We start from the raw sequence: 15,395 nt of genomic DNA, 5'->3' as shown, positions 1-15,395 counted from the left end.
ATGAAACCTCCTGCTAGTTGCCGTAGACCTCGAAGTTGTAGAGCGAATAGCCCCACTGGGTCCCGCGCGCGGTTCCGTTGATCCGCACGTACCGGGCCTGCGCGCTCAAACCCGGATGGTCGTCCTCACCACCGTTGGCCGCTGTCACCGACTTGACGGTGGTCCAGGTGTTGCCGTCGGCCGAGGTCTGGATCTGGTACGCCGACCCATATGCGGCTTCCCATTGCAGGCGCACGCGCGACACCGTGTACGTGGCTCCCAGGTCCACCCGGATCCACTGCGGGTCCGAGAACGCGCTCGACCAGCGGGTGGTCGCCGAGCTGTCGACCGCGTTCGAGGCCGGGTAGCTCGCGTTCTCGACGCTGGACGCGGTGGCCGGCTTGTTCAGCGCCACGTTCGACGCCGGCGGGGCCACGCTCAGGTCCTTGACCCGCACGTTGCGGAAGGCGGCCGTGTCGCCGCTGCCGTGGTTCTGCAGGCCGATGTAGCCGTCCAGGTTGCGCGCCGGGTCGGTGTTGGTGAAGTCGTTGATGAGCCGGCCGTTCAGGTAGACCCGGATCCGCTGGCCCTCGACGAGCAGTTCGTAGGTGTTCCACTCGCCGGGCGGGTTCAGCGCGGCGTCGCGGGCGGCCAGGTCGGCCGACTTGAAGGTGTAGATGGAGCCGGTGGTGCGGTCGGCCGCGTCGGTGGCGTCGATCTGCACCTCGTAGCCCTGGTTGACCGCCACCCACGGGTCGTTGTTCGGGTTGGGGAAGCCCACGAAGATGCCCGAGTTGCTGTCGCCGGTCAGACGCCAGTCGGCCTTCAGCGAGTACGAGGTGAACTGCCGCGCCGAATACCAGAGCAGGCCCATCCCGCCGGTCGAGGTGAGGGTCGCGTCCGTGTTGGTGAAGCTGCCCGGCCCGGCCTGCGTCCACCCGGCCGTGCTGCCGTTGTAGAGGGGCGTGTAGCCGGTCTCGGGGCGGCAGTCGGCCTTGGCCCGGCCCGCCGCGTAGCGGATGCCGCCGAGCAGGTGACTGCGGAAATTCCCGTCCGCGTACGATTCCTGGGTGTGCCCGAAACCGGTGTACCAGGACCGGCCCGAGTCGACCGTCTTGCACCAGGCGATCGGATGGTCGGCGCCCATGTTGCCGCCCGAGTACGTCGACTCGTCCAGCGTGGCCAGCACGTGTGAGCTGCTGCGCGGGTTGGTCCGGTAGTTGTACAGCTCGTCGGTGCGGGTCCAGGACTGCGGCAGGTGGGCCGTGCTGGCGTGGGCCCGGTCCTCGACCCGGGAGGTGACCTGCTGGATGGCCGGGTGCGAATGGAAGTACGCGCCGACCAGCTGCCCGTAGAAGGCCCAGTCGTATTCGGTGTCGGCGGCCGCATGCACGCCCGTGTAGCCGCCACCGCCGCGGACGTACGACTCGAACGCCGTCTGCTGGGTGGCGTTGAGAACGTCGCCGGTGGTGTTGAGGAAGACCACCGCCTCGTACTGGGAGAGGTTGGCCGTGGTGAAGGCGGCCGCGTCCTCGGTCGCGGTGACCGTGAAGTTGTTGGCGGCGCCCAGATCCCGGATCGTCTGGATGCCGGCCGGGATCGCGTCGTGCCGGAAACCGGCGGTCTTGGAGAAGACCAGGACGTCGTACGGCGCGTCGGCCGCGGATGCGGGAGACGCGCTCATTGTGCAGGCGGCGACGGCCGTCAGGGCCATCGCGCCGGCCAGAAGCTTGCGCACTCGAACCTCCTTGCTGGGGGGAGGGTGGGCGCCCGCGTGGGGGGACGAGCGCCCACCTCCTAACTGGGGAAGGTCAGTTGCCGTACACCTCGAAGTTGAAGAGGGAGTAGCCCCAGGCGGTGGCCCGGGCCGTGCCGTTGACGCGGACGTAGCGTCCCTGCGCGTTGAGACCGGTCAGGTCGTCGACGCCGCCGTCGCCGCCGGTCACCGAGCGGACCGTGGTCCACGTGGTGCCGTCGGCCGACGTCTGGATCTGGTAGGCCGAACCGTAGGCGGCCTCCCACTGGAGCCGTACCCGGGAAATCGCCTGTGAAGTGCCCAGGTCGACCCGGATCCACTGCGGATCGGCGAACGCGCTCGACCACCGCGTGGTGGCCGACGCGTCGACGGCCGCGGAGGCCGGATAGGTGGCGCTCTCCACACTGGACGCGGTCGCCGGCTTGTTGAGCGACAACAGGTTCGCCGTGCTGAAGGTGAAGCTGTCCAGGTCGTAGAGCGCGCCCGTACCCGTACCGGCGAAGGTCAGGTAGAGCGAGGTGGTTCCGGCCGGGGCGCCGGAGATCGTGCCGGTGACGTTGACGAAGGTGTCCCACGACCCGGTCGGGGCGACAGCGGCCGAGCCGATCACCGTGCCGGTCGGCGAGCCGGTACGGATCTGCAGTGTGCCACCGCTGCCGGCCGAGGAGACCCGGGCGGTGAACGAGGTGGCGTTGTTGAGCTTGTACGGGTCGAACTGGATCCAGTCGCCGTTGTTGATGTCACCGACGGTCTGCCCACCCTCGGCCGCGGCCTTGGTGAACTTGTTGACCCCGGACGACGTCTTGAAGTGCTCGGCCTGACGCTTGCGCGGCTGCAGGATGTGCTGCGCGTGGGTGGTCAGCCCGCCCTTGTCGGTGTAGGACGCGTCGAAGATTCCGAAGATGTTCGCGGCGTCGTCGTGCTCACCGTCGGTCGGAATCGCGATCGTGCCGGAGCAGCCGTTCTGCGACGTGATCTGGTGCCCGTGCTGGTCGTGGCCGAGCACGTAGGCCATGGTGACCTTCGAGCAGTCGATCGTGCCGTCCTCGGGGTCGGTGACGGTGACGCTCCACGGGACGCTGTCGCCGAACGACACCAGCTGACCGGAGGCCGGGGTGGTGATGGTGACGGCCGGCGCGGTGTTGCCGACGGTCACCGGGACACTGGCGGTGCCGGTCGCGCCCTGGGGATCGCGGACGGTCAGCGTCGCCGTATAGGTGCCGTTGGTGGCGTACGTCTTGGTCGGGTTGGCCGACGTCGACGTCGTACCGTCGCCGAAGGCCCACGAGTACGTCAGGGCGCCACCCTCGGGATCGCTGCTGCCCGCCGAGGAGAAGGTGACAGTGAGCGGAGCGGACCCGGAAGTGGGGTTGGCGCCGGCCACGGCGGTCGGAGCGCGGTTGGCCCCGGCGACGTAGTCGTACCGGTAGAGCGCCGAGTTGGCGTCACCGTTGAAATAGCCGGTGCCGTAGTCGAGGACGTACAGCGAACCGTCCGGCCCGAACGCCGAATCCATGACCTGCTTGCCGTTCCACGGGAACGTGTCGATCGCGCCCGGCGTGCCGTTGGCGTTGACCACGATCGGCTTGATCCAGCCGCGGCCGAACTCGGCGGCGAAGAACTGCCCGTCGAACGACTGCGGGAACTTCGTGGTGGACGGGTTGCTCGCGTTGTACCGGTAGACCGGGCCGCCCATCGGCGACTCGGAGCCGCCGCCGAACTCGGGCGGGGAGCCGGCGTCACCCGCGTACCGGATCCAGGCGGGCTGAGCCGGCGGCAAGGTCGCCAGGCCGGTGTTGCGGAACGAGTTGTTGGTGGGGCCGCCGGCGCAGTTGTACTTGGCGCCGCCGGTGCTGGCCGCGAAGTCCCACTCGTTGTACGTCTCGTTGGCCGTGTTCGTGCCGGTGCAGTACGGCCAGCCGAAGTTGCCGGGCGCGGTGACCCGGTCGAACTCGACCTGACCGGACGGGCCGCGGGTGGCCGAGGTGGTGCCGGCGTCCGGCCCGTAGTCACCGACGTAGACGTGGCCGGTGGCCTTGTCCACACTGATCCGGTAGGGGTTCCGGAAGCCCATGGCGTAGATCTCGGGCCGCGTGTTGGCGGTGCCCGGGGCGAAAAGATTGCCGGCCGGGATCGAGTACGAGCCGTTGGCGTTCACCTTGATCCGCAGGATCTTGCCGCGCAGGTCGTTGGTGTTGCCGGCGGAGCGCTGAGCGTCGTACGCGGGATTGCGGTTGGTCCGCTCGTCGATCGGCGAATAGCCGGCCGAGTCGAACGGGTTGGAGTCGTCGCCGGTCGACAGGTAGAGGTTCCCGGCGGCGTCGAAGTCCATGTCCCCGCCGACGTGACAGCACATGCCCCGGTCGGTGGGCACGTCCAGGACGGTGACGGCGCTGGCCTGGTTGATGGTGAAGTCGGCGTTGAGGGTGAACCGCGACAGGCGGTTGACGCCGGCCCAGGTGGCCCAGGTGGCGGCGGTACCGGTGGCGGGCGCGTCACCGGCGGGGGTGTTCAGCGGAGGGGCGTAGAAGAGGTAGATCTGCCGGTTGGTGGCGAAGCCGGGGTCGACGGCGACGCCCTGAAGGCCCTCTTCGTCGTGGGTGTAGACGGGGATGGTCCCCACGACGGCGGTGGCGCCGTTGGCGTCGGTACGCCGCACGGTGCCGTCCCGGGAGGTGTGCAGGACGGAGCGGTCGGGCAGCACGGCCAGCCCGATGGGTTCACCGGTCTCGGCCACCCCCTTGGCCAGGGTGACCTGCTGAAAGTCGGCGGGATTGATGACGGCGGCCGCGGGGGCGGCGGCCGCGAAGGAGAGGAGGAGGGTGGCGGAAGCCATCGCTGTTAATCGATGGATTCGGGCTCGATGGTTCACGGAGTCCCTTCCTTACCTGGGGATGAGCGAGGGGGACATCTGCCGGAAACATTCCCGTAGTGGTGCTCACGTTAGGAACTTCGTGACGCTCATGTCCAGACTTTTGGATCGACCGTCTTAAACTTTTACGTCATCCGTCGAAAGTCCATCTCGGTGGTGGCGCGATCACTCCCTGGTGGTGCGGGGTTTCTTGCGCTGGAACCGCCGGGGGCGGAGCGTGCCAGGGGGAGGGGCCGCTCGGCGCTGCGCGGTGGGTTGCGGGCTTGCTTGGTCGGTCGGCGGGGGCGGGCCGTTCGGGGGAGATCGTTTTGTCGGTGGTGGCCGATAGCCTTTCGCCAAAGAGCGTGAAAGGGACGACGATGAACCCGCGTAACCTTGGGCTGGGACGCCTGAAAGCCGTTGCCGACGCGGCCGGGCGGAGGGTTGCCGACGGCACGAGCACGGCCAGGCAGATGGTCGCGGATGCCGCCGGCGATGCCCAGGAGGTGGTGAAGCAGTCCGCCGAGCAGGTGATGGCGAAGGTCGCAGACGTCAAGGACAGCCTGTCGCGCAATTCCGATGACTCGGTTGATCTGTCCGCGCTCGGGGGCGACGCGAAGTTGCTCTATTGCCGCATTTTGGTGAGTTTGGCGCAGGTCGACGACGTACTCGATCCTCGCGAGATCGCCAACCTGTACCTGTTCGCCTCGACGATCGGGCTGGACGAGGGCGCGCGATCGGCTTTGCGGGGCGAAATCACGGCGGCCCAACACGGCGCGCAGACACCGGAGGCCACCGAGGAGCTGGCGCGGCAGTTGCACGACCTCCTCGCGGAGGACCAGCGCGAGCCGGTGTTCACCATGCTCGTGCGCGATTTGGTGCGGATCTCGCGGGCCGACCGGCATGCCGCCGATGTCGAGCGTGAGCGGATCGTGCTGGTCGCCGGACTGGTGTTCGCCGAGTCAGCCGGGGAGGTCGTGCGGGCGACCGAGCGGCTGGTGATCGCCGAGGAGGACTTCGCCTCCGGCAAGGTCACCACCAGCCAGATGGAGACCACCACCAAGGAGATCGCGGCCAAGGTGGCCGCGTTCGGAGCTCCGATCGCCGCCGTCAGTCTCGCCGGCAGCGTCTCGGGTCTCGGCGGGGCCGGCATCACCACCGGGCTGGCGGCGTTGGGGTTCGGAGGCCTGCTGGGCCTGAGCGCGATGGTCACCGGGATCGGCACGGTGGTCATCCTCGGGGTCGCTGTCCATCAGGGAACGCGCTACCTGCTGGCCACCAACGAGCGGGAACGGGAGAAGCGCCGCGAGTACCTGATCCAGCAGGTCCTCAAACATCACCAGCAGGCGATGGCCGAGCTGACCGACGACATCGCGGGCCTCGCCCACCGGATGGAGGCCGGCCTCGAGCAGACCGTACGGAACGAGGAGCGGCTCACCGCGCTCAAGGCCGAGCTGGACGCCTTCCAGCAGGCCCTGGTGAGTCTGCAGACCAGCCAGGAGTCCTTCGAACGGCGGGAACCGCTCGGTGCCGCGTGACCAGCTGACGGCCGCCGCCACCGTCGTGGCCTACCAGGCCGTCACGTTGACCGAGCTTCAGGGCCTGTTCGATCGGGTGGAATTCGACCTCGGGGAGGTCCTCGCACGCGAACGTCACGTCAGCGACTCCTTGGACTCGGTCGAGTCCGAGTTCGACGCGGTGCGCGCCCGGCTCCGGGCGCTGGGCATCGCCGTACCGCCGGCCCCAAGTCCCCCGTCGCGCGCGGTGACCACCCCGAGCGCCGGCACCCCGGGCCGCCCTCGTCACGCCGTGCCCGTCGTCCCGGCCGAAAGCGACTTCGATCAGCTGGTCAGGATGGCCGAAGCCCGATTGGATCGGCTGGGCATCGATCTCACCCGGGACCCGCTCCTTCAGGTCGTTCCGCACGGCCAGATCGCCGACAGCCTGCGCCGCTACGCCGCGGAACACGGCGACATCAGCTGGGACGAGACCGACTGGACGGTGGTCCTGCTCGCCGGGACCATCGCCACCCTGCTGGACATCGTGCTCGTCCGCATCCCCCGGGATTCCACCTTCCTCGGCAAGAAGTACACGGGCTCGCCCCTCACGAAATGGCTTCAGGACAAGGACCGTGCCGGAACGATCCACGGCCACTATTTCAAGAGGTTCGAAAAGCTGGCCAAAGTGTCTTATGACGCCCCGACCACGGCGGCCACCGAAGGTCTGGTCGCAGGCATGCGACCGGCCACCCATCGGCTCCAAAGCCTCGGCCACGATCCGGCCCTGGGTTTCCTCGCCGGCGTGGCCGACCTCATGCGCGGTACCGGCACCTACATCGACAACGTAGGGCGACTGATTCAGGTCCCGGCCGGAGCCGACCCGATCGGCCTGATCGGCGCTCTCATCACCCAGGTGCGCCATCTGCTCTCGGACGTCTACACGCCGGCCGGCCTGCAGCCTCCGTTCTTCAGCCTGCTCCAGCTGGGCCAGATCGATTCACCGTTCGCGCTGGGCCCTTCCGGCGTCAAAGTCCCCTGGACCGACGTCGCCCGCCACATGTACACGAATGGCTACGACCTACGCCATTTTTTCACCATGGGCATCACTCCCGGCGTCGTGTCCGCCATCATCCGCGGATATTGGCTGCTCAAAAGCTACGCCACCGGCGGCACCAAGGAGCAGCGGAAACTGGAGCACGCCAAGCTCACCTCGATGCTGCTGCTCGGGCACACCATCGCCACCTCAGGCACGCTTCTGAAGACCGGCCTGGTGTTCGGCCTCAACCCGGCCGCCCTCAACTACAACCAGATCCTCGCCATGGCGCCCGCCACCATCGCCTGGTTCAAGGAAGCCATCGCCCGCGATGACCGAATCAATCACGCCCTCGCGAAAGAGTGGGAAATGCTCCTCGATACTCACGGGACAGCCTCGATAGTGTATTGATCAGCCACGTGGCGGCCATGGGGACCGGCGTACGTTCGTATCAGGGTGTCAGTCCACCAGGAGGACCGGAGTGGGGTGTCGAGCAGTCGCTCGGCGTCGGTGGTCAGGTGCCCGCCCGCGACCGTGATCGCGCACTGGACCGGACCGTGCTGGCCGTACGGTGCGGTGACCGCGACGCGTTCTTGCGCTGAGAGGGTGTCGTCGTCGCTGACCCAGGCTCCGCGAGGGGCGGCCGACGCGGCGCGGCAGTCAGCTTTCACCTACGCGCAGGACATCGCCCAGCCCGCGCCGTCGCCGAGCGGACGACTCGGCCGCCACCACTGCGATCAACACCGCGGCCAACGCGACGACCGTCGTCACCCCGATCGTCCACCAGGGAATGACGAGCTCCGGCGTGGCGGTCTGCCCGGTCACCCGCCGCAGGGCCAGCGAATCCAGCGACACCCAGGCAAATAGGACCCCCACCACGGGTGCGCAGATGGCCGCGGCCACGAGCGGTGGCGACAGCTCGGCCGCCGCGACACGGCGGGTGTCGCGTGGCCGCAGTCCCAAGGTCCGTAGCCGGGCCAGCGTCTGCCCGCGTTCGGGGGCGCTGGTCGCCGCGGCCACCGCGAACCCGAGCAGCCCGAGCGCCAGCAAGGCCGCCGCCGATACGAGGTCGAGGCGCAGCAGGCCGGCGGTCGGGGGCGCCGTCCGGTTGGCAGTCAGCACGTCGGCCTGGGTGGTCACCGATCCCTCGGCGCCCTGTGCCCGTACGGCCTGGGCCGCGCCCGGTCCGGACGCCCAAACCGTGTTCGGCGTGAACTCCAGGCCGGCCGTGCGGGCCGCCGCCGAGTCCACCACGACCACGTCGTCGCCCAGACCCATGGCGGGTATGGACCCGACCGCGACCAGGTCGATCTCGTCGGCGTCCCGCCGGGGGAGGGTGAACCGCAGACCGGGCCGGAGGACGTCCGCACGCGACCGCACCAGCGCGGGAATCGCGCCGTCCACGAGCGTCGTCAGCGCGGGGGTGGCCTGGAGGCCGGGCAATGGGTTGCCGGCCGCGAGCTCGCGAAACGCCGCAGTGTCCACGACGATCAAGCGCGAGGGCGCACCATCGCCTTCCGCGACGAACGTCGCTGCCGAGATGACCTCGCCCGCGACGGCCTGCCGGACTCCAGGGTAGGTGGCCAGCCGATCCGCGATCGCGGTGGCCGAGACCGTGGAGTCGTAGCTGAGGTCGAGACGCGCGTCGGCGCCGGTCGACTGCCAGGCGCCGACGGACAGACCGCGCTCCGTGGTCGCGTACAGCGTGACAGCGAACGACGCCAGCGCGATGGTGGCGATCAGCGTGAGCGCGGGCAGCACCCGCCCGGACGTGGCTGCGGCCCGCGCCGGTCCGAACAGGGCCAGGGGGCGCCTCGACCGCAGGGCCAGGCGCAGCCGGAGACCCGTGATGCGCGGCATCAACCGGACAAGTAGCAGCGACACCGCAAGCGCGCACAGGGTGGGGGCAGCGGCGGGCAGGGCCGCGTCCCCGTCGGCGCTGGAGCCGATGCCACGCTGGAGTAGGGCGACCAGCGCGCCGACGGCCAGGAGCACCACGGCGACGTCGACGGCGATGCGACGCAGCAGGACCGTACGCCCGGCCCAGCGGCGGGCGCTGCGGTTGGCCGGCACGCGCTTGTCGCGGGTGGCCCTGGCCGCCGCCAGGGTCCCCGCGACCGGGCTGGCCGCGACGGCCAGCAGAAGGAACGGCAGGATCCCGCCCAGCGAGGCGCTGCCGGCGACCGCGACGGCGACGGCGATGCCCATCAGCGCCGCCGGCACGGCCACCGCGACCGACTCGACTGCCAGTTCGGCCGCGACGCTCGGCAGGGCGACCCCGCGCCCGCGGACGGTGGCCAGGGCGACCGCGCGGCGCCGGGTCAGCAGCTCGACAGCAAGCCCGATGACGAGTAGGGCGCCGGCCAGCACGGCGATCAGCAACATAGTGGCCTGGGCGGTTGCGGCGGCCACCTGGCCGCCGACGTCTCGCAGCAGGCTGTCGAGCTGAGTGGACCACTTCAGGGTTTCATCCCGCTCGGCCGAGGCTCCCGAGGTGCCCTTGAGGGCCGCCACGGTCGTGGCCAGGGCCTGCGCCGACTTCCAGGTGAAAGCGTCCGGTTCGACGTCGAGCCGGACCGAGCGGCGCAGCTGATCGTCGAGGAAGGCCAGGCGGGCGTCGGGCAGGGAGTCGGCCGACAGCAGGCCGCCGAACCGGGTCGTGCCCCGGCCGTCCTGGCCGGTCGTGGGCTGAAGCAGCCACGGCGCGTGGCTCCAGGCGCGATCGTCGGGGTCGACCGGCCGGAAGATGCCACTGACCCGAACGTCGTAGACCTTGTAGGAATCGTCCTTCACGGGGATCCGGTCGCCTGGACTGACGTTGAGAGCGACCGCCTCCGCCTCCGACACCCCGATCTGCACGGGCCAAGGCGGCCGGGTCTGGGGCACTCGGATGGTCAAGTCGGTGCTCGAGGCCGCCGGCGCCCGGCCGGCGACCCAGGTCACCGCCGGCTCACCGCTGTCGGAGCGCAAATAGTTGAGCTGGAGGCGGCGCTGCACGCTGCCGTCGCCGACGGCGAGGGAAATGCTCGAGACCGTGGTCACCGGCGGCCGCAGGACCGCCTGCAGGCCGGGGTCGAGCTCCAGTTTCGCCGCCGGGGCCAGGGCGGCGACGAACGCGCCCGCGGCGGGGTCTCGTAGGTTGTAGGCGCCTACTTCCGTCGTCGTGGAGCGCCAATCAGCGTCCACGCGTATGGCGGCCTCGTCGGCGGACCGGCGTACGGCTTCGCGGGCCGCCTCGTCAGCGGCCAAGCGCAACAGTGGTGGCGTCGCTCCGGCGAACAACGCCACCACGGCGATGACACAGGCGACCAACGACAGCGGCCCGGCGTCCGCCCGGGCCCGGCCGCGTACGCTCGGCCAGTGCGGATCCGGGCGCCACGCCTTCAGGCCGGACCGCAACGCCCCTACGGCCGTCCTCACGACGCCACTCGCAGGTGCGCGGCGTCGGCCCGGCGGCTCTGCACGGCGATGGTGGCACCCAGCGCCACCGCGCACACGGCGAACAGTCCCACCAGTAGCGCGGCCTCAGCCAGCCAGGGCCAGTCGGCCACCACGGGCGGCGAGGCGGCCGTCCCCGTGTCCGAGCGGACCAGCAGCGGCGCGATCAGCCGGCTGGCGAGCGCGCCGACGAGGGTGCCCGCAGCCAGCAGGGGCACGAGGACTGCGGCATACTCGGTGAACAGCACGTCGCGGATACCCCGGCGGGGGATCCCCAGGCCACGCAGCCGGGCCACCTCCACCGCGCGAAGTTGCATGTCCGCAGTCACTTGGAGCAAAACCCCTCCGAACAGCATGACGACCGCGGCCACGACCAGCACTCGCAAGACCGCCGGGAAGGGGGCGCGCATGGGGCTGCCGATCAGCCGATCAGTCTCAGCAGCGCGGCTGGTAACCGGTCCCAGATTCAGCTCGGCGGCTCGCGCGACGGCGTCTGGTCGTTCCGGCTCGCCGATCCACCAGGCCGTCACCGGCGAATCCGCGTTGCCCTGAACGGCCAGGGAACGGGTCAGCCAATCGAGGTCAGCCAGCAGCGCTGGAGCGCCCGGCGCCGAAGGCACCTCGGCCACGACGGCGGCGACGGTGGCGTCCACGGGGGTTTGGTCGAGGGCGATGGTGACTTCGGATCCAGGTCGCGCTTCGATCTCAGTCGCGAGCCGCCGGGAGAGGATGACCGGCATCGGACCCGGATCGTCGAAGGCAGTGGCGACCAGAACCCGGCTCTCGGGACTCGGGTCGCTGAACCCTACCGTCGCGGTGAGGCGCAGCCGGGTGCCATCCACCGTGACCGTGGGGCCGGCGACATCGCTCGACTGCGCCCCGGCGCGGACAAACCAGGGTGACGCCGACGGCCCGGGCAGGTTCAGCGTGGCGTCGATCCGGCTCTGCCGCTCGACGTCGGCGCGCACGTCGCCCAGCACGGCCAGGCCGACCCCGATCAGCCGCAGACCATCGGCCGGTGTGCACCCGGTGACAGGGTGCGGCCGGTTGTCGAGGACGACGGGGTTGCTGGCGCAGGTGGTCCGGAGGCCGGTCAGATCCTCGAGGAGCAGGCGTACGACCACCAGGGTCGGCTGACCCTCGCCGGCCGACCCGGTGAGGACGGGGTTGCTGTCACGGGGCAGGGCTACGCCGCCCACTGCGCCGGTCGGCGCGAGGTCGCGGGTGACGGTGCCCCAGTCGGGGCTGTCGTCGTGCCGTCCACGCAGCAGGGCGCCGGCACGGCGGGTGTCGACGGCGACCACGCGAGGAACGCCGCCGGGACCACCGAGCCACTGCCCGACCACGACGGGGCCCGTGACGGCCGGGCTGACCGTGCCGCCGGTGGCTTGCTCGACCTGCCTGCTCTGCCCGATGACGGGCGCCGCGGTGAGGGACAGGGCCAGGTCAGTGCCCACCGACAGGTCGGCTTGGTCCCGCTGGGACGTACGCCAGGTGGCGTCGAAGGCGGTGCCGAAGGTGGCGGTGGCGCCGCCCAGGCAGATGAGCAACCCCGCGGCCAGTGCCCGCGGGCGGCGGGCGGCTCCCGCGGTGGCCAGCGTCAGCACGAAGCCGGGGGAGCGGGCGGCCAGCCGTTCCGCGCGGCGCAGCAGCGGTGGTACCACGCGCAGGGCCAGCGCCGCGCCGGCCACAAGTATCAGTGCCGGGGCCAGAACCCGTACGGCATCGACGCTGGATCCGGCCCCCGCAGGCTGGGACCGCAGCTGCCACCAGCCGACGGCAGCCAGCCCGGCCAACAGCAGGTCGGCGCCGGAGCGGGCCAGCAGTTCGCGGTGGCCGCGGTGGTTCCGGACGCCGTCACGGCGACCAGCCAGGGCGATGTGCAGGGCGGCCAAGGCCACCACACCGGCGACGACGACGGCGATCTGGACGCCGCTCACGGTCACCGGGGCGGTCAGCCCGGCGCTGGACAGCGGGTCGACGCGGGTCAGACCGGCGTACAGCAACGAGGACAGCGGCACGGCCAGGACCACGGCCATCGTGGCGATCAGGGCCGCCTCGGTGGCCGCGACCGCACTGAACTGGGATCGGCTTGTGCCGAGAGCGGCGAGCAACTCCGACTCGGCATCACGGAGCCCGGTCGTGAGCCGCCCGGCCAGCGCGAGGGCGACCGTCGTGAGTAGCAGACCGATCAGCGCGACGGCGAGCACCGTACCCGTGGTGAGCTGCCGCTGGTTGCGCAGGTCGAGCAGCAGCTGGGGGAGAGGCGAATCGACGCGGTGAACCTTGGCGCGCTCCCCCAGCGTGCCCGCCAGCCGGCGGTCGGCCATGAGTAACGCGGCGGTGAGCCGGTCGAGCTCGCCGACGGTGGGGTTCGACAGCTCCGGGCGGGCGGTGACCTCGAGGCGGCTGATCGCCGACCCGCCGTTGAGCAGACTGTCGTAGTCGACGAGGAAGGGCCCGTACGCGTGAATCTGACGGGCCGAGGTGCTCTCCGGCGGGTTGTCGCTGAAACCGGTGCCGCCGTACGGGTCGCGCTCCCAGCCCGCATCCGGCGTCGGCCGGACGATGGCAACCACTGTCAGCTCGACCGGTGGGTTCGATGTGCGGCCGAACTCGAGACCGAGGCTGACACGGCTGCCGACGCGCAGCCCGAGGAGCCGGGCGGTGCTCTGCAGGACGGCCGCTTCCCGCTGCTGACCCGTGGCACGCGGCCAACGGCCTGAGACCAGCGTGGCCCGCGCCGGCAGGTCGTCGAGTGCGGACATGTATGCCCCGCCCACGATGTCGCTGCCGCCCCGCCCATCGGCCATCGGCAGCTCGCGCAGGTAAGACGACGCGCGCGCGGACGTCGTCACCGGGAACGAAGCGGCCGCTGAGACCAGCACGTCGCGGGTGCCGGCCGCGACTGAGCGTGCGTTGTCGGCGGAAACCTCAGCCACGTACGCGGTGGAGGTGACCTCGTCGGGATCTGCTCGCATGGCCGACACCTCGACCGAACGCTGGGAGGTGTGGTCCAGCAACAGTGCGCAGGTGCCCAGCAGGGTGGCCCCGATGACCAGGACGGACAGCAGGGCAGCCAGTAGCGGCCATTGGGCGCGGGCCCGCCGGGCGACCAACCTCAGCATGCGACACGGCCGTCGCTGATCCGGATGACGCGGTCGGCGAGTTCCATCATGACGGGGTCGTGGGTGGCGATGACGGCAGTGACGCCCTCGGACTCCACCACGCCGCGCAACAAAGCCATGACGGCCAATCCGGTTTCGGCGTCGAGCTGCCCAGTGGGTTCGTCGGCAATCAACAACCGGGGTGAGCCGGCCAGCGCGCGGGCGATGGCGACACGCTGCTGCTGGCCACCGGACAATTCGCCAGGGCGCTGCTGAGCGTGGCCGGCCAGCCCGACCAGGTCGAGCAACACCGCCACCCGGCGTTCCCGTTCGCCTGGGTCGGTGCGGGCCAGGCGCAGTGGCACACCGACGTTCTCGGCGGCGGACAGCACCGGGATGAGGCCGAAGGTCTGGAAGATGTAGGAGACTTTGTCGCGGCGTAGTTGCGACAGCCCGTCCTCGTCCAGCGAGGTGACTTCAAGCCCGTCGACGGTCACCGTGCCGCTGTCGGGGCGGTCGAGTCCACCGATGACGTTGAGCAGGGTGGTCTTGCCGGAGCCGGAGCGCCCGACGACAGCGACCATCGTGCCGGGTTCGACGTCGAAGGAGATGTCCCGTAGGGCGTGAACGGTGCCGAAGCTGCGGTTGACGTCGCGGACCGCCAAAAGGGGCGTGTTCATGCATCCGGCCGGATGGTGATGTGGTCGGACTCCAGAGCCAGCCGGACACGTCGGGTCAGCGCGAGGGCTTCGCGGTAGTCGCGAGGTATTTGGATGCGTCCGGCGCGGTCCATGACGGCGTACTCCTCGGCTGTCACATGGGTGTCGCCGTCGTCGCTGGTGGCGGTGCGGCGTAGGACTTCACTGCTGGTGCGCCCGTCGCGGATGGCCACGGTGCGTTCGACTTGCCCGCTGACGGCGGAGTCGTGGGTGACGATGACAACGGTGACGCCCAAATTGCGGTTGACGTCGCGCAAAGCGGCGAAGACCTCGGCCGAGGTGGCGGTGTCGAGTTCGCCGGTGGGTTCGTCGGCGAACAGGACGTGCGGTTGGTTGGCCAGGGCGACGGCGATGGCTACCCGCATCTGTTGACCGCCGGACAGTTGCCCGGGCCTGCGGTCGGCCAGCTCACCCACGCCGAGTGCGCTCAACAGGTCGGCGGCACGGCGTCTGCGTTCGCGAGCCGGCGTGCGGGCGGCGGTCATGGGCAGGTCGACCATTTGCTGGGCGGTGAGATAGGGGATGAGGTTGCTGGCGGTCTGCTGACGGACGAAGCCGACGGCGTGCCGGCGGTAGCGGACCCGATCCGCGCGTGACATGGACAGCAGATTCCATTGATCGACGCGGGCATGTCCGGCGGTCGGTGCGTCGATCCCGGCCAGAATCGAAAGCAGCGTTGATTTGCCGGAGCCGGAAGCGCCGACCACGGCGACCATCTCGCCCTTGTCCACCACCAGGTCGAGGCCTTGCAAGGCTTGGACTTCGATCGGCCCGGACTGATAGATGCGTACGAGACTCTCGCACGTGATGAGCGCGGAATCCACGCTGATTACACCCCCCGTTGGACCGGCCGTCTCTCTCAAGGACGCAGCCCAGCCTCCAAATGTTCAAGAGTCTGTGAATCTTTCTGCCCACGGTGGGTGCGGCCGGCCGACGGCCACCGTTTCCGCGCCAGAGCCGTTTTCTGACAGACTCGGCGGGACAGGTGAATGTGGCTGTGTTGTTCGCCACAA

General features: G+C 70.1%; 8 protein-coding genes. 2 read left to right on the top strand and 6 right to left on the bottom strand.

The features are described from left to right. Window positions 1–13: 13 nt before the first annotated feature. Together AB0C26_RS24080 and AB0C26_RS24075 are read right to left on the bottom strand one after the other, a co-directional pair. On the bottom strand, window positions 14–1,693 hold the full coding sequence (locus AB0C26_RS24080; protein ID WP_360251658.1) for a ThuA domain-containing protein: 1,680 nt from the start codon (window positions 1,691–1,693) through the stop codon (window positions 14–16). 97 nt (window positions 1,694–1,790) lie between these two features. After that, window positions 1,791–4,571, bottom strand: coding sequence for a PQQ-dependent sugar dehydrogenase (locus tag AB0C26_RS24075; protein WP_360251443.1), 2,781 nt, complete (start codon window positions 4,569–4,571; stop codon window positions 1,791–1,793). A 350-nt stretch (window positions 4,572–4,921) separates the two neighbouring features. Here AB0C26_RS24075 and AB0C26_RS24070 point away from each other — a divergent pair, with 350 nt between their 5' ends. Further along, window positions 4,922–6,124, top strand: coding sequence for a TerB family tellurite resistance protein (locus tag AB0C26_RS24070; RefSeq protein WP_360251656.1), 1,203 nt, complete (start codon window positions 4,922–4,924; stop codon window positions 6,122–6,124). Window positions 6,125–6,395: 271 nt separating this feature from the next. Beyond that, entirely contained in the window at window positions 6,396–7,529 is a 1,134-nt protein-coding gene (locus AB0C26_RS24065; RefSeq protein WP_360251440.1) for a hypothetical protein, read from the top strand. 249 nt (window positions 7,530–7,778) lie between these two features. Here AB0C26_RS24065 and AB0C26_RS24060 read toward each other — a convergent pair whose 3' ends face one another. The 4 genes from AB0C26_RS24060 to AB0C26_RS24045 are packed head-to-tail and all read right to left on the bottom strand — an operon-like array spanning window position 7,779 to window position 15,206. Then, window positions 7,779–10,538, bottom strand: a complete 2,760-nt coding sequence (locus tag AB0C26_RS24060) for an FtsX-like permease family protein (RefSeq protein ID WP_360251437.1) — start codon at window positions 10,536–10,538, stop codon at window positions 7,779–7,781. Then, entirely contained in the window at window positions 10,535–13,684 is a 3,150-nt protein-coding gene (locus AB0C26_RS24055) for an FtsX-like permease family protein (protein WP_360251434.1), read from the bottom strand. Before AB0C26_RS24055 ends, AB0C26_RS24060 begins: the two co-directional genes overlap by 4 nt. Then, window positions 13,678–14,343 (bottom strand): ABC transporter ATP-binding protein, encoded by a 666-nt coding sequence (locus tag AB0C26_RS24050; RefSeq protein ID WP_360251431.1) that lies wholly within the window; start codon window positions 14,341–14,343, stop codon window positions 13,678–13,680. Before AB0C26_RS24050 ends, AB0C26_RS24055 begins: the two co-directional genes overlap by 7 nt. Further along, window positions 14,340–15,206: an ABC transporter ATP-binding protein gene (locus AB0C26_RS24045; RefSeq protein WP_360251428.1), complete on the bottom strand. Its 867-nt coding sequence runs from the start codon at window positions 15,204–15,206 to the stop codon at window positions 14,340–14,342. Before AB0C26_RS24045 ends, AB0C26_RS24050 begins: the two co-directional genes overlap by 4 nt. Window positions 15,207–15,395 lie beyond the last annotated feature (189 nt).

The organism is Actinoplanes sp. NPDC048796, assembly GCF_040650035.1.
In the GTDB taxonomy this organism is placed as follows: Bacteria; Actinomycetota; Actinomycetes; order Mycobacteriales; family Micromonosporaceae; genus Actinoplanes.
The sequence above is the reverse complement of the archived record's forward strand: the minus strand, read 5'-3'. Positions and strand labels throughout refer to the sequence as shown.